Here is a 24238-nt window from a genome sequence, read left to right as displayed (position 1 = left end):
GTATTAGGGAATAAGCTAGTAACCCGCGGCGTTATCTATTTGTCCGCTATTTTTTACCTCATGAGAAAGAGTATTTGGGTGGCCCTGCTGGCCGCTACCGCCTTCGGCCTACCTGCCTGCAAGCCCGACACCGCCAAAACCGCTACCGATGCGGCGGCCAATAACCCCGCCTCGCCGGCCGAAGTGCGCGCTCAATTCGACATCCTGCGCGATTCGGCCGATGTGAGCTGGCAGCGCATGATGGCCAGCGACGACAAAAAACTGGCCGATATGCGCACCCTGCTGACCGACCTGGGCAAGCAACCCAGCGTGAACGTTGCCGCCCTCGACCCGCTGCGCCAGGCTACCCTACGTATCCGGCCCCAGCGCTACGACCGCCAAAGCATGGCCTCCTCGCCGCGCATCGACCGCTACGACACCGTGCAAGACTCGGTGCTGAAGGTGCTCTACCCCCTCGCCGCACCCGAAGGCAACGCCCCCACGGCCCAAATTCGCGATTACGTAGAGGCCATTCAGCAGGCCGACGCCAGCGTGGTGCGCTTCCGGGGCCACTACGACCGCGCCGCCAAGGCCTACAACAACTACTTGCAAGTGCACGGCGACGAGCTCACCAAAATGGGCGGCGCATATGCCGGCTTGCAGCCCCTGCCGCTATTTGAGGTAAAGTAACACCCAGGCAAAATCCTTGAGGGCTTTGTGCTTACGCAGGAAAGGTGTATCTTTTGGGCCCGGTGCAACCCTCGCTAGCCAGCAAGGCTCTGCCCTTTACATCCACCCTTATTTTCCCTGCATATGCCCAAGTTTTTTACTTCCCTCCGGTTGCCGCTGCTGGCCGTGGTCACGAGCTGCGCACTCACCTCGTGCTTCGACCACGACAAAAAATGCGACCCCAAACCTAAGCCTACCATCTGCCTCACGCCTACCCCTACCACGAGTACCGGCGGCACTAAATAAGCTTGTGAAAGAACTTGCTTAGGTGAGCATCATTCCAAACAGAACGTCCTGCTTCGACAAGCTCAGCAGGACGTTCTGTTTAATTTTATTGACTCAGTAACTATCATATTTTTACTACCCTACTTCTCCTCGCCGGGATTCAATTCGCGCACGTCGGGGTGCTGGTAGTTGATGATGATAACGGAGAACGGGTGCGGCTCGCCCTCGCGCTTTTCGATGCGCACGGCGCCGGCATCGCGCAGGTGGCTCAGCAGCTGGCGGCGCTCCCAGTCGGGCAATTCGGGCAGCACATCGGTGAGGCGCCGCAAAAACGGGCTTACCCAGATTTCGGGCACGGCAATATTGCTGCTGTAGCGCTGCACCTGCTCCAGCAAAAACTCTAGGCAGCGGCGCTCGTCGGGGCGCGTTACGCGCCGGGTGGGTGCAAAGGTGGGAGTAGCGTCGGGTAGCTGGTCGGCCGGGCGAGCCAGCAAAAAAGATGCGCCAGCTGCCGTAGGAGCCTCCTTGTCTGGGGCGGCAGCCTCGAAGGTAGCCAGGGGGGTAGGGCTGCTAGCCATATCTTGCGTGGCCTGCCGCGCGGCAGCCGACTGCACCCCCGCGGTGCCCTGCTCGCGCAAGCGGCGCTTGTCTTCGGCCAGTTGCAGGCGGCCGGCGCGGTGCTCTTCGAGGGCCTGGAGGCGCTCGGCGGGCAGCAGCGCCCGCGCATCGAGAAAGTGCTCTTGGCCGAGCATCAGCAGCAAGTCGCCGGATACGCTTTCGCGGAAGCCCACTACTTTCACTTGGCGGGCTTGGCGGCGCAGGTGTTGCAGCACCGGAATGTAGTCGCGGTCGCCGGCCACCAGCACAAACGTGCCAATGTCGGGCCGGGTATAAAGCACCTCCAGCGCGTCGATGCAGAGCTGCATATCGGCGGCGTTTTTGTGGTCGGTGCCCAGCACGTTGCGCGTGTCTACCCCCATCAAATAGAGCGGGCCCTGCGGCCCACTGGGCAGGCGGTCAAAATCGGCGTAGGCGTAGAGCACCAGCGAGTCGAGGCCCAACTCGCGCTTCAGCGTATCGCGCAGCGAACGCACGAGGTCGAGGGCATAATCGTGGGGGTCTTGGGGGTCGAGGTAGTGGTTTTTGAGAAAATAATAGACGTTCTCAAAGTCGATAAAAACCGCGGCATACGGCGACGATGCCGCCGCTGGCGGAGCCCCAAATGTGCTTAGTGTTGACATAAGTAACTATATAAATGCACTGCCCGGCCCGGTAAGCCCTTGGGCAGTAGGTATACCGGCACGAAGAACAAAGGTCGGAACTACAACGGCTGGCCGGGCAAAAAAGGCCGGGCCACGCAGGAAAGCAGCTGTTTCGTGGGCGGAGAAAAAGCGGCGCGGCCAGCTAGCAAGCAACTCTAGGCATGGCCAAGCACCATGGTTTGCCACCTTTCTCGCTTGCGCTTAGCAATTCCCTTTTTATGCCGCACTAGCTAGTTGCCTACCCCCCTCAGCGACGCTAAGCGACCGGCACCCGCCGGGCCCACAGCGCCAGCAACAAGCAGCAGCCAGATGCGGCCACCAGGGTTTCGAGGCCCCAATATGCCCAGATGAGGGCGCCGCCAAAGCTCCCGGCCAAGAAGCAGACCCAGCCCAGCGCCTGCCAAGCCCAGTCGCGCGAGGCAGGGCGGCCACTGAGCAAATCGGCTAAGCCGGTGCCCGCCTTCACCAGCGCGCCGGTTACGTAGGTGAGGCTGACGTTGACGCCACCCAACTGGTGCACCGACGCGTTGATGATGCCCATGCCCAAGGCAAGGCACTCGATGGCCAGCGCCGGCCAGGCATAAGCCAGCAGTAGCAAGGCCGCCACCACGCCCAGCACCACCGACGCGGGCTGCCGACGGGCCACGCGGTGCAGCCCAGTGCCCAGCACCACGCCTCCCACAAACAACCCCACTACCAGCCCCAAACGCCCGGCCTGCGCATGCTGCCCATTGGCCACAGCCACGCCCAGCGCCGTGGTATTGCCGCTCATGATGGAAACGTATACTCGGTTGTATTCCAAGTAGCTAACGGCATCAACGAGGCCGGCTAGCGTCACCACGCCCAGCGAGAGCCCGACCGTAGGCGGGGTAGGCGCAGGATAATCAGTCGTACTATCAGCCACAAACACGAGAGTCTAACCGCAGGGCCGGGCCCTACCCCCCAACAAAAAGCCAGGCTGTCGGCTGCCCCGTATGATGGGCAGCCGGCAGCCTGGCTACGCGCTAAATGGGCAGCGGGTTTAGCTTTTCGAAGCGTTTTGCTTGCCCGCTGTCAGGGCCGCAATCGCGATTTCTGGGTTCAAGTATTTAGAGGTGTAACCCGCGTTCGACTTGTTCAAGAACAAGCAGCTACCGCCGTGTACCGTGCTGATAATCTGCGCATACTGGTCGAGGGGTAGCGCCGGGCAACCCAAGCTACGGCCCAGGCGACCATTCTGCTTGATGAATTCCTCGCTCACGTAGTCGGCGCCGTGCATCACCACTGAGCGGGCAGCGGCATTGGTGTTAAAGCCTTCATCTACCCCCTGCAAGCGCAGCGACTGGCCGTGCTTGCCCACATACTCCGTGCCCGTCACGTAGAAGCCGAGGCTGCTCATGTTACTCTGGTCGGTGTTGGAGAAGCTGGTGGCCTCGTTCTCGCCCGAGTTGTGGCCGTGAGCTACCAAGGTGTGAAACACCACTTTATCACTGTTCAAATCAATTACCCACAAGCGCTTCTCAGTCGAGGGCAGGTCGAAGTCAATCACCGTGAGGTGGTGCTGGTCGTTGGCGAGGCGGCCGGCCTGGCGCAGGTTGAGGTAGCCCGTCATGGCCTTTTGAAAGACCTCAAACCGCAAGCCCTGCTGCTCAGCACCCGTGCGGTCGAAAGTTTCGCGCATGGTAGCGTCGAAGCGCGCCAGGGGGGTAGCCGCAGCCTTGGTTGTGGTGGCAGCACCCGCCCGCGGGTGAGCCGTGGATTTCAGCAGCGGCCCGGCCAACGGAGTAGCCAGAAAGAGCGAAGCCACAAAAGGGAGCACCCGCCGCATCATGCGGCGCGAGCGGCGTACATCGCGTTGGCGCTGCACTACACTGGTATGGTGATGAGGCTGATGCGTTTTCATAACTTTTCGAGGCAAAGAAATACTCTAAAAGGTCGGGCTACTGCGGCGGCCAATTGTTGGTTGAACAATATACGACAGAAGCGAACGCCAGGGTCAGCCCAAACGAGGCTCTTACTAAAAAAATTCCGCCGCTACCGCCAGCCGCGCTGCGCAAACCGCCGCCCCGCCGCTGGCCCATCGAGCCAGCGCGACGTCAGCCCCGGCCCGCTCACGAGCAGCATACTACCCGCCCGCACCGTGCTGATGATGGCCTTGTACTGCGCGGGCGGCAGGGCTGGGCAGCCGCGGCTGTAGCCCAGGTGGCCGGTGGCCTGCACGTAGGCTGGGCTGGCGTAGTCGGCAGCGTGCAGCACAATGTAGCGGTCAAACACGTTGCTGTTCTGGCCCTTGTCCAAGCCCAGCAGCCGCCGCGAGTAGCCATGAATGCCGCTATACGTGCCCGAGGTGCGGTAAAACCCTAGCGAGGTACAGGCCGAGCTTTCGGCGTTGGAAAAGCGCTGGGCACGCAAATGGCCCGAGCCCTGGCCGTGGGCTACTAAACTGCGATGCAACACCTTAGCTTCTTTCAAATCAATCACCCACAGGCGTTCGGTCGTGTTGGGCAGGTCCATGTCGGCCACGGCCAGCACGCCGCCCCGCTCAATGCGCCCGGTGGGGTGCAGCGTGAGGTAGCCCACGCAGGCTTGCTCCAGCACGGCGGGGCGCAGCTCGGCGGCGGCTGGCCCTAAGGCCTGGTACAGCTGCGCAATGGCTTGGTGCAGCGTGTCGGGCACGCCAGCTACTTCCGGCACGGGCGTCAGGCGCAGCGAGTCGGGCAGCGGGGGGGTAGGCTGCCGCTGGCTGGCCAACGGGCCCGCCGAGGCCCCCGTGCTCTGGCAGCCGCTCAGCCCTGGCAGCAGCCCCAACAACGCCACGCCTACCCCTCCCCAACGAACTATCCGGTTTCTCATCCTTCCAAAATTACTGGCCAGCTAGTGCCGGCGCCAGCTGGTAGCAATAAGAAATTGCTGTTTTTAGGGCTTACATCCCTCAAGGGTGTGGCATTGCGAAGCCCTGCGGGTAATTCGTAATACCACACCGCCCAGCTGCGTAAGTCTTGTTTTCTCAAACATATAACCTAACCCGCGCAGGTTCTAAAAGAACACGCTGGCATTCAGCTTTAAATAAAACGGCGTGCCGGGCGTAAAATTCAGCTCATTCACCGAAGTAGTTTCGCCGCGCAGCTGGCTGTCGGTGGCAAATTGGGCCTCGTTCCACTTCACATTCAGCAGGTTTTCGACGGTGGCGCCCAGCTGGAAGCGCGGCTGCGTGTAGCTAGCCACCGCATCGACCAGAAAGTAGCCGCGCGCCCGAATGGCGTTGTCTTCCTGCGCCGGGCGGCTGTCGATGTAGCGGTAGCGGAGGCTGGCGCTCAAACCATTCGGATTCTTCAGCGTAATGCCGCCAATACTGGTGAAGGTTGGCGCCAGCGGAATGTAGTTCTCACCCGCCGGCGCATCTACCAGGCGGCCGTGGCTGAAGTTGAAGTCGGCATCGAAGAATACGCGGCCCGTGAGCTGGTAGCGCCCCGACACGTCGAAGCCAAAGCGTTGGGTAGGGCCCACACTTTCGGTCGTGCCCTCGTCGCCCGAGTACACCAGCTCATCTTGCAGGTGCAGCGCCCAAAACGCCGCGTTCACCACCAGGCTCGGCACGGGCTTGAAGGTGCTACCCCCCTCGTAGCCAAGGGCTCGCGGCAAGGCGTTGAACGCGCCGCTGCCCTGCACCACGGCCCGCGCATCGTTGGAGTGGAAGCCCAGCCCCGAGCGCGCAAACAGCTGCACCGCCGGCGAAAGCTGGTAATAGAAGTTGAGCTTCGGCGACACCCGGCCCCGCGTCACGCGCCCGCTCAGGGGGAGGAACCCGCCCGCCGAATCGGCCCGCTGCCCCCGAAACTGAAACACGAACAAGTCGGCCCGCACGGCGGCGTTTACCGTCAGGCGGTCGGTTAGCTCCAGGGTTTCGTCGAGGTAGGCGTTACTATTCTGCTCGTAAAGACGGCCCGTACTCACGGTGTCCAGCACCTGGCGCTGCACGGCGTGGCGCAGGCCTAGCGCCGAATCATCGATGCGCGTACCTAGCCCGAAAGTTGAGTGCAAGTTGCGGCTGCCCAAGCGGTTATCGCGGTCGTAGGTACCGGTGTAGCCGTAGAGGTTGCGGTGGTCGGTCTGGTCTATTTCGTCGCCGTTGACGGGGTCGTTCTTGAAAAAAGTGAAGTTGGAATACAAGTTAAAATTGTAACGCGAGTAGTACACCTGCTGCCTCAGCACCGCGTCGTGGGGTAGGGCCGTGGCGAGGACAGCGTAGGCATTGGTGCGGTTGGTGCTACCCCCCTCGCTGGGGTCGAGGCTGCCAAAGCGCGAAATAATGCCTTCGGCTACTGCCCGCTCGGGCACCTGGCCACTGGCGTCCCAGCGCGAGTTGAAGTGCGAGCCGAGCAGCGTCAGCGAGGTATTGTCGGTGAGCTGGCCGGTGTATTTCAGCATCCCGTTGAAGCGCTTGAAGTGCTGCGGGTTATCGAAGTACGAATTGGTAAAGTTGTATTCGGCAGCTGCATAGGCGCTCTCCGCTTTCTTCGACAACAGGTGGTGCGAACCCAGCAAGTCGAGCAGCACCAGCGCCCGGCGGGTGTCGAAGCGCCCCACTTCCAGCTTCACCTGGCTGCGGTCGAGGCTGGTTTTGGTCGAAAACTCGCCCGCACCGGCCGTGGCAAAGTCGCCGAAGCGCGCCGTATATGGCCCCTTGTACACCTTCAGCTGCTCCACCGTTTCGGGAATCACGAAGTGAAAATCGGCGTAGCCCTGGCCGTGGGCGTGGCTCACCATGTTCACCGGCAGCCCGTCGATAGTCACCGAAAAGTCGGTGCCGTGGTCGGCATCGAAGCCGCGCACGAATATCTGCTCGGCCTTGCCACCGCCCGCGTGCTGCGCAATGAAGAGGCCAGGCACCAGCCGCAGCAAGTCCTGGGCCGAATTGAGGGGCCGCAGCGTCTGGTCGATGTGCGAGATGGCCGCCAGCGTCTGGTTAGGGTCGCGGGGCTGGCTCACGGTTACTTCGGCTAGGTTAAGACTAGTGGTGGCCAAAGTGATAGCCAAGCCGCGTGTTTCGCCGGCTACTACCACTACCCCCCTAGTTTTCAACCTATACCCCAGCGCGCCCAGCCGCAGCTGGTAGGTGCCAGGGGCCAGCCCAGCCAGGCGAAACTGCCCCAGCGCATCGGTGTCCGTGCCGCCAGGCTGGCCCACCAGGCCTACGCTTACGCCCGCCAGTGGCCGGCCCGAAAGCGAGTCGGCCACGGTGCCCCGCAACCCGGCCGGGCGCTGGGCCGCCGCCGTTTGCAGCGTAAATAACGTGCTGACCAGCAGCACTAACGCTCGCCAGCGCCTTTCTAAAAATCGTAGTGAATAAGTTACGTGCATCCCAACGCTATTGCGAAGCCTGCCGCCTCTTTTAGAGGCCGGCACGAGCTTCCTATAAAATCTAAAACGGCCCGCCGTGCCTGCTTCAGCAGCCGCGCGGGGGTGGCCCCGGCCGGGCGGCCGGGGAGGATGGGCAGTTTCAGCCGCGTTGGGGCGGGGGATAATCGCGCCCACCTTGCCCCAGGGGCAGGGCCAGGTGGGTGGGCGCCGGGTGCCGGGGAGCTGGCTGCCAGGCACAGGTAGCTAGCAGGGCCGCTACCGGGGGGGTAGGAAAATGCACGTCTAGCCCCTTAAGCTGAGCCAAGTAGTGCAGGCCGGTGCCGGTGGGCCGGTGCCTGATTTCGTGCTGGTCGCCGTTGCAGTGCTCGAAGCAATCGAGGCGCAGGTAGTGCTGCTGCTGGCACTGGGGGCTATGCACGTAGGGGTGCGCGGCGGTGTAGCGGGGCTCCGGGGGGCGGCTCACGAGCAGCCCTACCCCCACTACCAGCAGGTAGTTGAGCAGTAGCAGCAGCGTGAGAAACGGACGAAGCATAAAAAGTAAGCGCCAACTAATTGCAGCCAAACTACGGTGGCCGGAGCGGCAGCCCCTCCTCAATCGGCCAGTGGCGGAGAGTAATAGCTTAGTGCCCCGCGGCGGCCGGCTAGCTCAGGCCAGTAGCCGGTCGAGGGTCCAGTAGGCAGCCACCAGGCCAATAACCACCGACACCGGCACCACCACCCGCGCCCGGTACCAGGGCCGGTCGGCGGCCCAGCGGCCAATGAGTACCCAACAAAGCAGAATGATGGTAATCTGCCCCAGCTCGACCCCCACATTAAAGGAAATGAGCGAGCCAAAATAGTCTTGTTTAGGCAGCCCCAGCCCGGTAAGCGCGCTGGCGAAGCCCATGCCATGAATCAATCCAAACCCAAACACGATGGCCAACCGCCACGGGCTCAGCTTGGTAGTGATAATATTTTCGAGCGCCACAAACAGGATAGACAGCGCAATAATGGGCTCGACCACGCTGCCCGGCGGCTTGATGATGCCGTACATGGCCAGCCCCAGCGTGATGGAGTGTGCCACCGTGAACGCCGTGGCCTGCCACAGCACTGGCTTGAGCCGCGGCTCCAGAATGTAGAGGCTGATAATGAAGAGGATATGGTCGAAGCCCAGCGGAATGATGTGGGTAAATCCCAGCCGGATATACGTCCCAAAAATTTCGGTGCGCGACAGCTTGCTCAAGTCAGCGTCGATGACGTGGGCCGCGGCGGGTAGGGCTAGTAGCAGGGCAGTTAGTGCCCAAGCAACGCGCCCTACGCGTATTTTTTTTAACTGCTTATAAACGAACGCCATGCTTAACGGGCCGCTAGCATTTTCTTACCCTCGGCTTCTACCTCGGGGTTGAGGTAGGGCGCGGTGCTCAAGGCTTTCATAATCAGGGCTTGGCCTTCGGTTACTTTGCCGGTTTTGGTGAGAATGAGGCCGGCGCGGCAGAGCAGCACGGGGTTTTGCGAGTTGGTGCGGCGGGCCACCTGCATGTATTTCTGGGCCTCGGGGTAGTCGCCGCGCTTGTAGTGCACCCAAGCCAGGGTTTCATTCACGTCGATGTTGTCGGGGCGGCGGGCGTACTCAATTTTGGCGTGTTCCAGGGCCTTGTCCAACTCATCGGTTTTGAGGTAGGCGTAGGCCAATTCGCGGTCGGTGTAGTGGCCCAGCTGTTCGTTGTCGTTGGCTTGCTGGGCGGCTTCGGCGAGCATCGCCACCGATTCGCGGGCCATTTTCGTGGCTTCCGCAGGCTGGTGGTTGAGCCGGTACACATCTACTAATTCGTCGGTGAAAGCATAGTCCTTCACCGTAGCGCGGGCCAGGTTCAGGTCCTTGATGGCCGTGGGGTAGTCTTGCCGGGCGGCGGCTACGCGGGCCAGCCCAGCCAAGGCATAGGCGTAGTTAGGGCGCATAGCCAGCGCCTGCTGGTAGTAGCCCTCGGCTTCGGCCAGGTGGCCGCTTACCTCGTAGAGGTGGCCCAGCGCCACGCGGCTCCACTCGGTTTGCTCTAGGCCGGGGTAGCCGGCTTTCACGGCCATATCCATGGCCTGAATAGCACTGGGTACATCGCCAAATATTTCGCGTAAGTAGCTTACCCGGGCATAAGCGGCTAAGTCGGGGCGCACCTGGTTCATTTTGTCGGCCATCTTCACGGCCTCATCGTAGCGGCCCAGCTCCACGTTGGCATCCGTCAGCAAACCATATACATAGCCACTCTGCGGGTTGATTTCCTGGGCTTGCTGCGCCAGAGCCAAGCCCTGCGAAAAATGGTGCTGCGTAAGGCTCAGCGAGGCTTGGCAGCACAGCGCCTCGAAGTTCTCGGGGTCGGTTTTTATTACCTCCTGCAGCAGTTGCATAGCTGCGGCGTCGTAGTAAGGGTGGTTGCCGGTCACGCGGCCCTCCTGCATATAGGCTTCGGCCAGCAGCAGGCGGCTTTTTTGGTCGTTGGGGTCAGTGCGCAGTTTAGCCAGTAGGCCTTGCATGGCGGCTTTGGTGTTTACCCATTCGCCGCCCAGCGCCAGGCGGCCCACCCGGTCTTTGGGTTCGGGCAGGGTAGGCGCACCTGGTTTTTTGAAGAAAAGAATGGCCGCTACCGCCAAGCCAAAAGCCAGTAGCAACGCGGGGTATAGTTTTTTTTGCACGGAAAGCAAGTTATGAGGTACCTGAATCTAGGGTAGGGAAAGTGATTTCCCGAAACACTCACCGGCTTGCGAAGCTAAAGCAAACGAGCCGCCGCTAGCTTGGATAGCTAAGCAGCGGCTCGCTTGTTTTTCACCAGGCGCTGGCATTCAGCTACGTGGGTATGAGCCTTTTATTGGCGCTCAATGCGTAGCGATTGAATGAGCGTTTTGCCAGCGTAGAGCGAGGCAATGTACTGGCCAGGCACTAGCGAAGCGTTGGGCTGCCACTGAATTTCGGTTACGCCCGCGGGGTAATCCTTGGCGGCAATAGTTGCCACTTGGCGGCCCATCACATCGCGGATTTGCACGTTCAAATTGGTAGCAGCGCGCAGTTCAACGTGCAGCGTCGTGTTGCCGGTTGAGGGGTTGGGATAGGCGCTTGCGGTGCTCAGCACCGGCAGTAGGCCTAGGGTAGGGCTAGGAGCGAATTGCGCCAAGGCTACCAACTGGGCTTTGGTGCCGCTCCAGGGCGCCTGCACATAAGGGAAGGCTGCTTTGAGCGTGGTGTCATTCTTCTCTACCCCCGTTGTGAAGCTCAATACACCTCCCAGCTGCGGCGTAACCGGGTCGGTAGCCGTGGCGCTAAAATCATCGTACCACAGCCCTATCGCGGCCAGCACCACGCCACTAACTGCTTGCAGCTCAATGCGCGGTGTATCATCCTCCAGGCGGCGGCCATTCGGGAAGCCATCCATGTTCGGGATAAATTGCAGGGCCGCGCTGGTGTTATAGCGGGTGTCCGTCAGGCCCAGCTTGGCGGCGGCCAGCAAGCCTTCCGAACTGAAGTCGGGCGAGTTGCGGGGGGTAGTCGGCACGGCCATATTCAGGCGCAGCATATCGCCGATTACGGGCAAAAAGTTGTTGATGAAGGGCTTGCCGGCGGCCAGCGGGTTGCCCGCTTTGCCAGTTGCCAACTGATACGGAATGGCGTTGGGCACCCCGGTCATGAAAATAGGCAGCAGGTCGACGGAGCGGGGCTTGCCGGCTTGCAGCAGAATAGGGCCGAAGGTAGCATCAGCAAACACGGTACCCGCACGCTGGGCAGTTGATAGCACCGACAGGCCATCGGCGCCGTTGCGGAAGTCGAAGCCATTGGTTGGCAGCCCGGTACGGCCCGCCAGCGATTTTGACTGAATGCGCAAGTTGGTAAAACCAGGAACAGCTTCGCCGTAGTACGTCTGGCCAGCGGGCTTGGGAGACGCCCCGTTCTTCGGCGTATTATCCGCCATGTACAGCGCCAGCTCAGGGTTTACGAAGTTGGCTTGGAACGCTGCATTTTCGGTGTAAGGCGTGCGCGCGTTGAATTCGTCTTTATTGCCAACTGGGTTTACCACTTCATTGGTGAGCGGCATACCCAGGCGCGATACCTGCACGTAGTTGCCCGAAACGGTTTGGGCGCCCGTAGTAGCGCCGTTGGTGCCGGGCTCAACCAGCGTCCGCAGCGAGGGGCGGCTAGCCGAAGCCCACACCCCGATTACGTAGTCCGGGTCCAGAATATTGGCGGCCTGCGCGCCGGTTTTGCCAGCTTTCTGCAGCACCGAAATCGGAATTTGCAACGCAATAGTATTGACGTTTTTACGCGCCAAACCATCGCGGGAGTTCAGGGGGCGCACGCCGCCCAAGTCTTCGATAGCGCCAATATCAACGAAGAAAGGGTCGTCGACGGGGCCGCAAAACACCCTACCCCCGCCAGCCGGCGTGATGGCACTCGTTATGAGGGCATCGTAGCTGGCCGCGCCCAAGCCAGCCGCGCCGCTGATGGCCCGAGGCCCAACGTTATAAGCAGGCACTACCCCGGCTGCCACTAGCGTGGTGAAGGCGGCCCCGCGGATGCTTTGCTCCAGCTTATAAGTCGTTTTTAGGTTTTCCTTACCCAGCCGAATATTAAAGTGCGTGGTTGGGTCTTCGTTGGTCCGCGTAAAGGTAAAGCGGTACGTGATGTCGTCGCCGGTCGTGGTGGCGTCGTTCTTAATATGAATTTCGTAGCGAATATTCTCCCCGAAGTGGTAGTAATTAGGTCCGCCCTGCGGCAGCTGAAACGGGATGTAGTTGGCAATGATATTAATCATTTCCGAGTTGGTGGGGTCACGGAAGGCATATACATCCGTGTTATCGGCCAGGGGGTCGTCGGCAATGAGCGGGGCCTCGCGGTGCGAGGAAGCCTCCAGGTGGCTGGTATGCCCGCTCCACGTTAGCAGGCCGCCCACGGCGGCGGCAGCTAGCGCTACTTGAAGGGCGGGACGCGTAAACATTTTTTTCATGAAATGAAAAGGGGGTATGGTGGGAAAATGCAAGCTAAAATAAGAAAACTACCTTAAAGTATTCTTATTGATAATAAAGCAGTTACCTGCTCAATTTTAGCTCACTTACGCGGCCGGCCCGGTGGCGGTTTACCATTTTCTGAATATGCCCGAATATTATACCAGGTAACTTTTTACCGGGCCGCTGGCTTACCCCTGGTGTGCGCGCTGCCCCGGCCTAAATGAGCGGGTAGGCCTACTTTTGCGGACCGGGGCCGCGGCTCCTTTTACCCGGTTTTATTTGGCGGCGCCCGCGCAGCTACTCAGTATATATTATGGCTAAAATCGCCATCAACCTCGCCACCGGCGCGGTGCAGCAGGAAGAGCTTATTGTGGGCATTGACTTGGGCACCACCAACAGCCTGGTGGCCTACGTGCACCCCGAAACTCGCCAGCCGGCGGCCATCAACGATTTGGGGCGCGGCACCATTGTGCCCTCGGTGGTGCACTTTCCGGCCGATGGGGCTACCCCCCTTGTGGGCAATGAGGCCAAAGAGTTTTTGACCCTCGACCCCGCCAACACCATTTATTCGGTGAAGCGCCTGCTGGGCAAAAGCTACCGCGACCTGGGCGCGCACGCCGGCCAGCTCGGCTATAAAGTGATTGACGACGACTCGGAGGGCCTTGTGAAAGTGCGCGTGGGCGAGCGGTTTTACTCGCCCATCGAACTGTCGGCCGACATCCTGAGCGAGCTGCGCCACCGCGCCGAGCACGCCCTCAAAACGCCGGTGCGCCGCGCCGTTATTACGGTGCCGGCGTATTTCAACGACTCGCAACGCCAAGCCACTCGCGACGCGGGCCGCCTCGCGGGCCTCGAAGTTTTGCGCATTGTAAATGAGCCCACGGCGGCGGCCCTGGCCTACGGCATCGGCCTCGACCCCAGCGAAGAAAAAACCGTGGCCGTGTACGACCTCGGCGGTGGCACCTTCGATATTAGCATCTTGCGCCTGCACCAGGGCATTTTTGAAGTGCTGAGCACCCACGGCGACACATGGCTGGGCGGCGACGACATGGACCGTGCCGTGGGCGAGCACTGGCAAACGAAGTTTGCCCTACCCCCCTCCTTCCAGGCCATCCCGGCGCTGCAACAGCAGCTGCGCTTGGCCGCCGAAATGGCCAAGCGCTACCTCAGCCAGCACGACGATTTCACGACGCAACTGCTGGATGAGCACGAGGCGGTGCACGTCGTTACGCTCACGCGCGCCGAGTTTGAGGGCCTTATTCAGCCGCTGGTGCAGCGCACGCTGGCCTCGTGCCGCCAGGCGCTGGGCGATGCCAAGCTGACGCCCGTCGACATCAACGCCGTGCTGCTCGTGGGTGGCTCAACCCGCGTGCCGCTGGTGTTCGAAAGTGTGAGCACGTTCTTTGGGCAGCCCGCCAACAATTCGCTCAACCCCGACGAAGTGGTGGCGCTGGGCGCGGCCATTCAGGCAGATATTTTGGCTGGCAACCGCCGCGACGTGCTGCTGCTCGACGTAACGCCCCTGACGCTGGGTATTGAGACGCTGGGCGGGCTGATGGACGCGATTATTCCGCGCAACTCAAAGATTCCGACCAAGGCCGGCCGCCAGTACACCACGAGCGTTGATGGGCAAGTAAATCTCAAAATCGGCGTGTACCAGGGTGAGCGCGACTTGGTACAGGAAAACCGCAAGCTGGGCGAATTCATCCTGAGCGGCATTCCGGCCATGCCGGCGGGCTTGCCTAAAATCGACGTCAATTTCTTCCTTAATGCCGACGGCATTTTGCGCGTCGAGGCCATCGAACTGCGTTCGGGCACCCGCCAGCAGGTCGATATCAAACCCCAGTACGGCCTCACCGACGAGCAGGTGGAGCAAATGCTGATGGACTCGCTCACCAATGCCAAGCAGGACGTGGCTGCTCGCTTGCTCATCGAGGCGCGCACCGCCGCCGAGCAGCTGCTTTATCAGGTCGAGCGCTTCCTGAAGAAGAACGCCGAGCATTTGGAAGCCACTGAGGTAACCAGCACCAGGGCTCAAACCGACCTGCTTCGCCAAGCACTCACCGGCAACGACCGCGACCTGATTCTCAAGCGCATGGACGAACTCGATGAGCTCACCCGGCCCTTTGCCGAGCGCGTGATGAACATCTCTATCAAACAGGCCATGAGCGGGAAGCAAATCGGCTAACTGCTAGGCCGTAAACACCAAAAAGCGATGGCTACCCTTGCAGTGCAGGGGTAGCCATCGCTTTTTAGTAGGCCACTACGCCAGCCCGTACTTAGGGGCGCGTGGTAGTAGTGCGGGTATTCGTGGCGCGGCGCGTGCCACCAGTGGGGGTAGTTACGCCCGCTGGCTGGGTCGAACGCAGGGTGCCGTTGTCGAGCGTACCGTTGCTGATAGTCCCGTTATTTAGGGTGCCGGTGCCAATGGTACCCGTGTTGGTACCTGCGCCGCCAGGAATGCCGGTTGGCGTATTTATCGTGCTGGGCGAAGTGCCAATTGGCACTCCCACACCCGTCGACATGGTGCCGGCGGGGTTAGTGCCCACCGTGTTGGGTTGGCCGGGTGCTACCGTGCCAGCGCCGTTGATGGGGGTAGTAGCCGAACCTGGAGCAACTACTACTTGCGCAAAAGCTGACGTGCTGGCGAGCCCAAGCAGGGCGGCACCAAGGATGCTGATAGTTTTCATAACTAGCTGTATTAAGTGGAGTTCGAGTAAAAGGCAACAGACCTAAAAAGCCTGCCGGTCGAGGCTGGTTTACGCACAACTCGGCGGCTAGTCTGGCTTTACTAGACAAAAAAAATTGCGACAGGCTAAAGACAGCCTACCCTCCTTAATACGCATCACGTTGCTAATCAGCAGTTTATTGACGCTACAGTTTTGCATGAAAAACTAGTGATTAAATCGCTCCATTTACTGCCCTGCCCCTCGCGTGGGCGGCTGCCTGGCGTGGTTGCAGGGCCCGGCTGCCTAGCAAGCCAAACACGCGGCTTGGGCAGTACGAGCCGCGTGTTTGGCCCCGTTGTTAAGGGCGGTCAGTGGTGCGGCGCTTGTTCAGGCGCTTGGTTGGCTGTGCACCCGTGACGGCGGGGTTTCCGCTTCGGGGCTGGTCGGCGCGCTGGGTGCCGCCCTCCACGTTTCGGGTAGGCACCCCATCGGGGTACAGCGGCCCGGTAGTACTGGTGCTTGTGGGGGTAGTGGCGCTGGCGGGCACCATACCGGGCGGAATGGCGCTGGGCAAGCTGGTGCCCGTGCCAGCCGCGGATACGGGCGTGGCGCCCGGCGCAGCCACCCGCGGGGTGCCGGCCGTAGGTGTTTGTGCCTGGGCCGAGAAAGTGCTGGCCAATGCCAGGCAAGCGACGCCAAGAAGAGTGCGCGTATTCATAAAGCTAAGCTGTGAAATGAGGGAGTAAGGCAAGGCAACGGTGCCGCTGCCGACGGGCCGCAGCCAGTAGTTTGCTTACGAATTATTTGGCTGGCTGACCATCAAATGCTTCCTTCTGCCGGCGCAAAACCTGGGGCTGGCTGCCACTAGCCCGGCTTACTGGTTGCCAAGGCGGTTGGTATCTTTGAAGTATTGCTAAGTATTTATGCGCGTACTACACACCGCCGACTGGCACCTGGGCCAGCACTTTCTTACGGGCCAGGAGCGTATTACCGAGCAGCAGCTTTTTCTGGACTGGCTGCTGCAAACCGTGCGGGCTGAAGGCGTCGATACGCTGGTAATAGCCGGCGATATCTTTGATAACCAAACGCCTTCGTACGCGGCGCAGGAGCTTTACTACACCTTTTTGGTGAAGATGCAGGCCACCGGCTGCCGCGATATTGTGGTGGTTGGCGGCAACCACGACTCGCCCACCATGCTCAACGCGTCGCGGCAATTGCTGCGGCAGTTGCGCATTCATGTGGTGGGCGGCGTACCCGCCGACCCGGCCGAGCAAGTGCTGGCGCTGCCGGGGCTGGTGGTATGCGCCGTGCCCTTCCTGCGCGACCGCGACATCCGGCTAGCCGTGGCTGGCGAAACGCCCGACGAGCGCCAGTTCCGCGTTCGCGACAGCATTGCTAGCCACTACTTAGCTATTAGTGAGCACGATGCCGTGCGCCGCCTGCGCGAGCAGGATGTCCCCGTACTGGCTACCGGCCACCTCTACGCGGCCGGTGGTGAAGCGCGCGAAGGCGCCGAGCGCGACGTGCACATCGGCGGGCTCGGCCTGGTGGGCGCCGAGCACTTTCCGGCGGCTTTCGACTACGTGGCGCTGGGCCACTTGCACCGCCCGCAGGTGGTGGGCGGCCGGGCACATATTCGCTATTCGGGCTCGCCGGTGCCGCTTTCCTTCACCGAGGCCGACGACCGCCAACAGGTACTCTTATTGAATTTTGAGGGGGTAGGCGTTCCGCAAATCACGGCCATTCCGGTGCCAGTTATGCGGCGCTTGCAGCGCTTTCATGGCGAACTCGACGAGGTGGAAGCCGCCATCCTGGCCTACGACAACGAAGCTTTTCGCCTAGTAGCCTGGGCCGACGTACTGGTGCGCTCCGACGAATCGCCGGCCGAGGTGCAGCGCCGCGTGCAGGCGGTGCTCAAAGAGCGGCGCAGCCACGTATTGGCCCCGCGCGGTGCTCGCCACCAGCGCCTTACCGAAGCACCCGATGCGGCCACCGCGGCGACCAGCCCGCTAGAGCTATTGCACGAACTTACAGTAGATGAGGTATTTCGCCGCCGCGTAGCGGGCCTACCCCCCGAGCGCGCGGCCGTCCTCACGGCCACGTTTGGCGAGCTGCGCCAGCTGCTGGCCGAAGCCGACCCGCTTGCCTGGGGCGGCACAGCGTAGGTAGGCACATGCGTTTTTGCGTTTGATAAAAAGCCCGCGCGCAGCCTTCGCCAACCAGGGTGGCGGGTATCAGCTACGGGCGGGCGCGGTTATGCGAGTGCGAGCGGTGCAGTTCTTTTCCTATATCTTGCTGCTACGTTTCATGTAACACTCAATCAGACGCAAAATTCAGTACGCAGTATGAAAAAATTAGTACTTTCTTTAGGATTTCTACTCAGTATAAGCGCCGCTCAAGAGGCCAAAGCTCAAGCAGGTGCGTTAGTTAATCTTATTGGGTTAGGCGTGCGAGTTGGCACGAGCGCGGCCCTCAAGCACAAAGCCACGCCCGCGCAGATAGAAGCCGCTAAAGCTGCCAACGCCAAGACTGCCGCCGACCAGCAAGCCGCCGTGCTGGCCGCCGCAGCCCCCGCAGGGCCCAATGAACTGGTGATGCACCGCACGCCGGCCGACAAGCTGCCCAAGCAAGCTGCCGAGCAAATTACCAGCCTCGAAACCCAGCTGGAGCGCTGCCACGCCGCCATGCTGGCCAGCCCTACCGGCTCGGTCTGCTCGCCCGAGCAGCGCACTGCTATTCAGGAAGCAGCTGTGAATGTTGCCCGCGCCAGGCCCGGCTGGAACCTGCAACCCTACCAGCAGGAAATGGCCTTCTACCTAGCCGAAGACGCCCGCCGCCAGCAGCCCGCTGCACCGGCCGCGCCAACAGCACCAGCCACGCCTGCTACATCAGCTAATTAGCAGTAGCCCACCGCCAAAAATCAGGCCCGCCCCCGTCATTGCGTGGGAGCGGGCCTGATTTTTGGCGGTAAGTCAGCGGCACCTTTTTGTGTGTTAATTAACTACGAAAGAGCGCTTTCCCGGTGGGTATCACTTACGTTTGGTATTCCGCAATAGCCAAATGCCACCCGCTACTACGGCTGCCAAGCCAGCCACCACCGCTAGGTGGGGCACGGGCTTTTTGGCGGGGGTAGGGGCTGCTTTGGCAATGTCCGCATCGCGGAAGGGCTGGCCGCTGGTAGCAGCCAAAATCAGGCGGATAGTCTCGGCGGGCTGGTCCCACTGCGGCAGGTGGCCGCAATCGTCGAACCAGTAGAGGCGGGCATCGGGAAATTTTTCGAGCGCCAACTTCGATTGGTGGGGTAGGCACACCCGGTCTTGCCGGCCCCACCCAATAACCAGCGGCGCAGTAAGACTGCCTCGCGGTGCCCCCTGCTGCACCTCGCCGTAGGCTAAGCTGCGCAGCAATTCCTCAAACGAGGGTGCGTGGTTGTAGCTACGCAGCTCGTCGAGCACCACATGGGCTGGTATTTTCCACGGGTGAGCCGAGAACTGCGCCATCAATACCGTGCGCGACACCACATTGCCGACAAGCGCAGGCAGCACCGGCTGAATGGCGCGCACCAATTTTACCGACAGCGACACGCTGTGGTAGAACACCGGGATTTCCAGGCCCTGCCAAAATCCACCGGGGTTGAGCGACACCACCGTGCCCACTACCCCCCCGCGCCGGGCCAGCTCTAGCACCAGCCGCGCGCCCATCGAGCTGCCCACTACGTCGATACCCAACAGGTCGTGCTTGGTCAAAAAGGCCGTTACGGCATCGGCCAACGTACTAATGCTGACGGGACCCGCCAACGGGGGCGTGTCGCCAAAACCAGGCAAATCGACGGCGATAACGTCGCGCTCAATGGCGAGGTCATCCAAAATCAGTTGCCACGAGCGCCAATTGCTGCCAATTCCGTGCAGCAATAATAGTGGCTGACCGGCCCCGCGCCGGATGTAGTGCATGTCCATATATTTCTTAAAAAAGGGAGGGTAACCGGCTACCTGCCAGCCACTGCCGCGCCAGCCCAGCTGGTTGGGCATTGGGCGAGCACGCGGCTGCTCAACGGCGCAGGCCACGGCCAGGTTGTAGCGGCAGCCGGCGGGCATGGCCGCGGGGCAGGCAACAGTGGGGAACCTAGCGGCTCGTCTTTGCTTTTTTAGGGTGCTACTCGTCCCACCGCAGGCGTAACTTCGGGGTGTATTGCAGGAAATTCGGTCGCATGAAAATTATTAGCATTCGCTTCGCCAACCTCAACTCGCTGCCTGGCCCCTACCTCATCCGTTTCGACACGTCGCCGCTGGCCGACACGGGGTTGTTTGCCATCACGGGGCCTACGGGCGCGGGCAAAAGCACGCTGCTCGACGCCATCGCGGTGGGCCTCTACGGGCGGGTGCCGCGCCACGACCGGCAGGTGGGCGAAATGGTAAGCCGCCACGCGCCCTACGCGTTTTCGGAGGTCGAATTTGAGGTGCACGAAACCAACGCCGACACCGGCACCACCGACCGCGTGCGCTACCGCTCGCGCTGGGAAGTGAAGCGCAAAACCCGCGGCGACGACAAAGGCGGCCTCGGCCAGGACGCCATGTCGCTGGTTCGTAGCCCCTTGTGGGAGGCCGTCGTGAGCGGCAAAGAGGCCGTGCCGGCGAAAGTGGGCGAGCTATCGGGGCTAGATTTTGGGCAGTTTGAGCAAGCTGTGCTCCTGAGCCAGGGCAAATTTGCGCGCTTCTTGCATGCCCCCGAAAAGGAGCGCAGCGCCCTGCTCGAGAAGATGACCAACGTGGGCATCTACTCGCGGCTGTCGGTGGCGGCATTTGAAAAAGCCAAGGAGGAAGAGTTAAAGACCAAGCTCTTGCAAGAGCGGCTAAACGCTACCCGCCTGCTAACCGAGGAGGAGCGCCACCACCTGGCAGCCCAGCTTGATACCCTTAACGAAGAAACCGAGCAACACCACGAAGAAGAGCAGGAGCTAAACGTGTGCCTGACTTGGCGCACCATTCTGGACCAGCTCGATAAGCAGCTGCGCGACACCGCCCGCGAAGTAGCAGCCCTGCGCCAAGCCGACGAAACCTTGCAACCCGAGTTTGCCCGGCTGGCCGGCCACCAGCGCGCCAATGCCAAGGAGCTGGCTACCCCCCTCGCGCTAGCGGAGGTAGCCCGGCAAGCTTTGGAAAGTGGCACCGAGCAACTGGCGCAGCTTCAGCAAGCCCTACCCCACCTCGCCGCGGCCACCGCCACCGCCGAAAACACTTTGGCTGCAGCTACTACGGCTCACCTGGCGGCGCAAGCCACCGAAAACCGCCTGCGGCCTTTATTAGAGGAAGCCCGCACGCAGGATGCCGCCATTGCCAGCACGCGGCAGCAACTAATTAAAAACCAAGCTACTCACACGCAAAACCAGGCGGCGCACGTGCAAGCGCAAGCCGCCTGGCACCAGCAGGCGAAGGAGCTGCAAGGCTTGGCCGCGCAGCAAACCACGCTCGACAACTGGCTTATCGCCCACAGCCACGAGGTGGATTTGAAGAGCCAGCTTAATGCGCTGAACCGCGAAATCATCGACCTGCAAGCGGCGCAGAAGGAAGTGGCTACCCGCGAAGCGCGCCGCCACGAGCTGCTTAAAAACCAGCAGGCCATTGTGGCTGACCTCAGCCGCCAGCGCCGCTTCGAAGCCGAGGCTTTGGCGCAGCAGCAAGCCATTAAGGACGAAGGCCAGCCCTGCCGCACCGAGCGCGATGCGCTGCTGCGCGACACTACCCCCACCGAGCTAGCCCAGCGCGCCGACGACCTCACGGCCTACTTGCAGGGCCTGCAACAAGTATTGCCGCAGGCTACGGCAGCCCACGAGCACCAGGCCCGCGCTACCGCGTTGGCTGCCCAAATAGAGCAGGCCGCGCCGACTTTAGCAACGACCGAAACCAGCGTTGGCCACCTCGAAACCCGGCGCGCCGACGGGCAGCGGCTGCTCGACAGCCTCCGGCGCGAGCTGCGCATGCAACAGGCGCTGGCTGACCTCAATACCCACCGCCACCAGCTGCAAGCCGGGCAGCCCTGCCCGCTGTGCGGCGCCGTGGAACACGCGTTCGCCGCCGACTTTGCCGCCGATGCCAACGCCCAGGAGCTACAAGTAGCTGCCCAGCAGCAATCGCTCACGGCCCTTGATGAAGAGCTGCGCACTTTGGCCCAAGACCTTACCCGCCGCCAAACCGAGCAGCGCCAGCGCCAGCAACAGCGCCAAGAAGCCACCGACGCGGCCGAAGCCGCGCGCCGCCAGGCACACGAGTTGGCGGCCGCGTTAACCTTGCCGGGTGCCACCCCTACCCTACCCCAACCCGCCGACCCTGCCGCCGTGCGGGCGCTGCTAGCTACCACTGCTGCCGAACAAGCCGCCGCGGTGGCCAACCGCCGCCAGCTCGCCACGCTGGATGAAAAGCTGGCTGTTCTGCGCGAAAAATACCTGGCGGCCGGCACCACAGCCACCGCAGCGCAGGCTGAAATCCGGCTCGTTTTGCAACGTCAAGACGTTACAAATCTGGAAATAAGCAAGCTCGCTGCCGAGCTGGAGCACTGGCGCGAGCAGGCCGAGATTTACCAAAGCACGGTGCAGGATTTGCTAGGGCCTCACCAATTGGCGCTGCCTGCCCGGCCGCCCTACGATGGCGTGCTGGCTACGCTAGAAGACCGCGCTACGTACTACGAAGCCCAGCGCACTGCCCTAGCCACCGGGCGCGAAATATTGCTAGAACGCAACACTCAGCACAAAACGCAGGGCGAAGAACTGGCCCGCCAGCAAGTGCAGCTGGCCGCTGCAACCGCTACCATCGCGGCCGAGCAGCAGGCTTTGGAGCAACAGCAGGCAACCCGCCTGGCACACTACGCCGGCGCCGACCCAGCCGCCAAAACCGAGCAGCTACGCCAGCAAACCGAGCAGCTGGCCAGCGCCGTGCAGCTGGCCGAGCGCCAGCACGCCCGGCAGCAGCAAGAGTTAGCTATCAAGCAAAACACCCTCGATTCGCTCCAAGCTCAGCTGGAAGCGCACCGCGCGGCTCACACCGAGCGCCACGCCGAACTAGCAGCGGCGCTGGCGGATGCTGGGTTTGCCAGCGCCGCCGAGGCCCAAGCCTTGTTGCTACCCCCCGCCGAGGCCGAGCGCCTGCACCAGCGCCGCCAAGACCACCTCACGGCTAGCGCCGCGGCGGCCCGGCGCCTGGCCGACCTTACCACCGAGCAGCACCACCACGCTGAAGCGGGCCTTACCCCCCTCAGTACCGCTGAGCTCACGGCCCAGTTGAATGCGCTGTCGGCGGCCGATGATATTTTGCAGCAGAAGCTCGGCGCGCTCAGCAGCCAACTGGCCCAGGACGATGCCGCCCGCCAGCAGCAGGCCGAAGGCCTGCGCGAATTGCTAAATCGCCAACGCGAAGAAGAACGCTGGAAAGACCTGGCCGAACAAATTGGCTCGGCGCGGGGCGACAAGTTCAGCCAGTTTGCGCAAGGCCTGACGCTCAGCCACCTAGCGCGGCTGGCCAACTTGCGCCTCAAGCAACTTACGGGGCGCTATACCATTCTTAAAACGCCCAACCGCAACCTGGAGCTGCAAATTATCGACCACGACCAGGCCGACACCGTGCGCCCCATGGCCTCGCTGTCGGGGGGCGAAAGCTTTTTGGTGAGCCTGGCTTTAGCTTTAGGCCTGAGTGAGTTGGCGGGTTACAAGGCGCGCATCGAGTCGCTATTTATCGACGAAGGTTTTGGCACACTCGACCCCGACGCCCTCAACACGGCCCTCGACGCGTTGGAGCGCCTTCAGCATTCGGGCAAAATGATTGGCGTGATTTCGCACGTGGCCGACCTCAAAGACCGCATCGGCACCCAGATTCGGGTGCAGCCCGGCGCCGGCGGCAACAGTACCGTGCGCGTTGTGGATGTGGTAGGCACCGAAACGAGTTGCGCCGTGTGATAAAACACCGCCTACTAAGGGTGACGTTATTACTTACTCATTGCCCTACCCCTCGCACTTCGGCCCAGGTCCAATATTTTTTGGGCTGCACGCCAAGATAACCTTGGCGTAAGTAGGCCACTACTTCGGCCTCTACTGCGCTGGCAGCCAGACTAGAGGCGTAGATGGGCCGCCCGTCGGGGTCAGCGTAGCGCTCGGCTTTGGTGAGCGGCCGGCCGGCCAGCCGCAGCAGCGGCCCGGTATCGGTGAGGCCATCGGCTGCCCAGCGGTAATTGCTCTTTTCCAGCTCGTTGAGGCGAGTAGCCAGCGCAGCCAGGGGTAGGCGCGGCAGCGTAGGCCGGCTTTCGAGGTCAATCCAGGTCGTGTATTTACACTCCAGTTCGTAGCGCTGGCCGTCGTATAGACTCAGTACATAGTCGAAGCCCGCGGTGGGGCCAAACAAGGCATAGTAGGGCACCGGCGCGGGCGTGCGCACCACTACTAGGCCAATCTCTGGGTAGTTAGCACGCTGGGTAAGTGGCCCTTGCAATACCGCTACAGCCTGCTGCACGCGCGCATATTCGGGCTGCCAAGCGGTGCGGCCGGCCTCGGAATGGCGCAAAACTTCGGCGAAGCGCGGCAGAAACCAGGCAAATTTTTCGGCCGAAGCCTCGTCTTCGCGCCGGCGGCGGGCAGGCGCGCCAAATGGCTCGTAGAAACGCGCTTTTTCCTCGGCATTCAGCCAGCACACCAGCTGCAAGGCTTGGTTGGCCAAGGGGTTTTGCCAGTCTATTTCCCGAAAATCGCCTAGCGCTGCCACCAGCCGTAGCAGTGCTTCGTGGGCCAGCGCCAGCTCGGGGTTGAGCAGCGCCCATACCCCAATAAAGCCGTCAATATCAAAGTGATTAGCCGTTACCGCCTCGGCCGCTAGGCCGGGGGTAGCGGGCTGGTGCAGCGCCCGCAGGCACGAACCCGCACTGGTATCGTCGCGCAGGTGGAGGGGGGTAGCGGCCCCGCGCCAGTGCGCCAGCGTGAGGGCCGCGCCCAGCCCGGTGCTGTCTACTACTATCGTCGGCTGCCGCCGCAGTTCGCCAAACGGCACAAATTTTCGCATATTCTAAGCTTGTTTCGGCGGGCCAGCAGGA

Annotated in this window: 19 protein-coding genes; 6 read left to right on the top strand and 13 right to left on the bottom strand. The window is 61.8% G+C overall.

Going from position 1 to position 24238, the window contains the following annotated elements:
* Nucleotides 1–60 precede the first annotated feature (60 nt).
* Both GO988_RS11850 and GO988_RS11845 read left to right on the top strand, forming a co-directional pair.
* Nucleotides 61–669: a hypothetical protein gene (locus GO988_RS11850; protein ID WP_157565651.1), complete on the top strand. Its 609-nt coding sequence runs from the start codon at nucleotides 61–63 to the stop codon at nucleotides 667–669.
* A 123-nt stretch (nucleotides 670–792) separates the two neighbouring features.
* Complete coding sequence (locus tag GO988_RS11845; protein WP_157565649.1) at nucleotides 793–954, top strand: hypothetical protein; 162 nt, start codon at nucleotides 793–795, stop codon at nucleotides 952–954.
* A gap of 119 nt (nucleotides 955–1073) precedes the next feature.
* On the opposite strand, the gene GO988_RS11840 is transcribed toward GO988_RS11845, so the two are convergent.
* From GO988_RS11840 to GO988_RS11800, 9 genes are all read right to left on the bottom strand, one after another.
* Nucleotides 1074–2174 carry an NYN domain-containing protein gene (locus GO988_RS11840; protein WP_157565646.1) on the bottom strand — a complete coding sequence of 367 codons (1101 nt, stop codon included), beginning with the start codon at nucleotides 2172–2174 and terminating at the stop codon, nucleotides 1074–1076.
* 277 nt (nucleotides 2175–2451) lie between these two features.
* Complete coding sequence (locus tag GO988_RS11835; RefSeq protein ID WP_157565643.1) at nucleotides 2452–3099, bottom strand: YoaK family protein; 648 nt, start codon at nucleotides 3097–3099, stop codon at nucleotides 2452–2454.
* 117 nt (nucleotides 3100–3216) lie between these two features.
* Nucleotides 3217–4077 carry a murein L,D-transpeptidase catalytic domain family protein gene (locus GO988_RS11830; RefSeq protein WP_157565640.1) on the bottom strand — a complete coding sequence of 287 codons (861 nt, stop codon included), beginning with the start codon at nucleotides 4075–4077 and terminating at the stop codon, nucleotides 3217–3219.
* A gap of 131 nt (nucleotides 4078–4208) precedes the next feature.
* Nucleotides 4209–5027, bottom strand: coding sequence for a murein L,D-transpeptidase catalytic domain family protein (locus GO988_RS11825; RefSeq protein WP_157565638.1), 819 nt, complete (start codon nucleotides 5025–5027; stop codon nucleotides 4209–4211).
* Between the two features lie 183 nt (nucleotides 5028–5210).
* Nucleotides 5211–7484 carry a TonB-dependent receptor gene (locus GO988_RS11820; RefSeq protein ID WP_198172681.1) on the bottom strand — a complete coding sequence of 758 codons (2274 nt, stop codon included), beginning with the start codon at nucleotides 7482–7484 and terminating at the stop codon, nucleotides 5211–5213.
* A gap of 190 nt (nucleotides 7485–7674) precedes the next feature.
* Complete coding sequence (locus tag GO988_RS11815; RefSeq protein WP_157565633.1) at nucleotides 7675–8067, bottom strand: hypothetical protein; 393 nt, start codon at nucleotides 8065–8067, stop codon at nucleotides 7675–7677.
* A 114-nt stretch (nucleotides 8068–8181) separates the two neighbouring features.
* The gene (locus GO988_RS11810) at nucleotides 8182–8868 is read right to left on the bottom strand and encodes a HupE/UreJ family protein (RefSeq protein WP_157565631.1); all 687 of its coding nucleotides are present in this window, start codon (nucleotides 8866–8868) and stop codon (nucleotides 8182–8184) included.
* Between the two features lie 2 nt (nucleotides 8869–8870).
* Nucleotides 8871–10202, bottom strand: a complete 1332-nt coding sequence (locus tag GO988_RS24600; protein WP_157565628.1) for a tetratricopeptide repeat protein — start codon at nucleotides 10200–10202, stop codon at nucleotides 8871–8873.
* Between the two features lie 170 nt (nucleotides 10203–10372).
* Nucleotides 10373–12502, bottom strand: a complete 2130-nt coding sequence (locus GO988_RS11800) for a DUF4331 family protein (RefSeq protein WP_157565626.1) — start codon at nucleotides 12500–12502, stop codon at nucleotides 10373–10375.
* 314 nt (nucleotides 12503–12816) lie between these two features.
* Here GO988_RS11800 and hscA point away from each other — a divergent pair, with 314 nt between their 5' ends.
* The gene (gene hscA / locus GO988_RS11795) at nucleotides 12817–14691 is read left to right on the top strand and encodes a Fe-S protein assembly chaperone HscA (RefSeq protein ID WP_157565623.1); all 1875 of its coding nucleotides are present in this window, start codon (nucleotides 12817–12819) and stop codon (nucleotides 14689–14691) included.
* Nucleotides 14692–14782: 91 nt separating this feature from the next.
* Here the strand turns inward: hscA and GO988_RS11790 are convergent, their stop codons facing one another.
* Nucleotides 14783–15193, bottom strand: coding sequence for a hypothetical protein (locus GO988_RS11790; RefSeq protein ID WP_157565621.1), 411 nt, complete (start codon nucleotides 15191–15193; stop codon nucleotides 14783–14785).
* Between the two features lie 337 nt (nucleotides 15194–15530).
* Nucleotides 15531–15890 (bottom strand): hypothetical protein, encoded by a 360-nt coding sequence (locus GO988_RS11785; protein WP_157565619.1) that lies wholly within the window; start codon nucleotides 15888–15890, stop codon nucleotides 15531–15533.
* A gap of 205 nt (nucleotides 15891–16095) precedes the next feature.
* On the opposite strand from GO988_RS11785, the gene GO988_RS11780 reads away from it, so the two are divergent.
* A complete protein-coding gene (locus tag GO988_RS11780; protein ID WP_157565616.1) occupies nucleotides 16096–17337 on the top strand; it encodes an exonuclease SbcCD subunit D C-terminal domain-containing protein in 1242 nt (413 codons plus the stop codon).
* Nucleotides 17338–17619: 282 nt separating this feature from the next.
* Nucleotides 17620–18072, top strand: a complete 453-nt coding sequence (locus GO988_RS11775; RefSeq protein WP_157565614.1) for a hypothetical protein — start codon at nucleotides 17620–17622, stop codon at nucleotides 18070–18072.
* Nucleotides 18073–18201: 129 nt separating this feature from the next.
* Here GO988_RS11775 and GO988_RS11770 read toward each other — a convergent pair whose 3' ends face one another.
* A complete protein-coding gene (locus GO988_RS11770) occupies nucleotides 18202–19266 on the bottom strand; it encodes an alpha/beta fold hydrolase (RefSeq protein ID WP_232341502.1) in 1065 nt (354 codons plus the stop codon).
* Nucleotides 19267–19379: 113 nt separating this feature from the next.
* On the opposite strand from GO988_RS11770, the gene GO988_RS11765 reads away from it, so the two are divergent.
* Nucleotides 19380–23114 carry an AAA family ATPase gene (locus GO988_RS11765; RefSeq protein ID WP_157565612.1) on the top strand — a complete coding sequence of 1245 codons (3735 nt, stop codon included), beginning with the start codon at nucleotides 19380–19382 and terminating at the stop codon, nucleotides 23112–23114.
* A 37-nt stretch (nucleotides 23115–23151) separates the two neighbouring features.
* On the opposite strand, the gene GO988_RS11760 is transcribed toward GO988_RS11765, so the two are convergent.
* Nucleotides 23152–24207 carry a DUF6687 family protein gene (locus GO988_RS11760; protein WP_157565609.1) on the bottom strand — a complete coding sequence of 352 codons (1056 nt, stop codon included), beginning with the start codon at nucleotides 24205–24207 and terminating at the stop codon, nucleotides 23152–23154.
* Between the last annotated feature and the right edge of the window lie 31 nt (nucleotides 24208–24238).

Source organism: Hymenobacter ginkgonis (genome assembly GCF_009755225.1).
Classification (GTDB): domain Bacteria; phylum Bacteroidota; class Bacteroidia; order Cytophagales; family Hymenobacteraceae; genus Hymenobacter; species Hymenobacter ginkgonis.
Note: the sequence above shows the minus strand (reverse complement) of the source record. Positions and strands in the feature narration are given on the sequence as shown.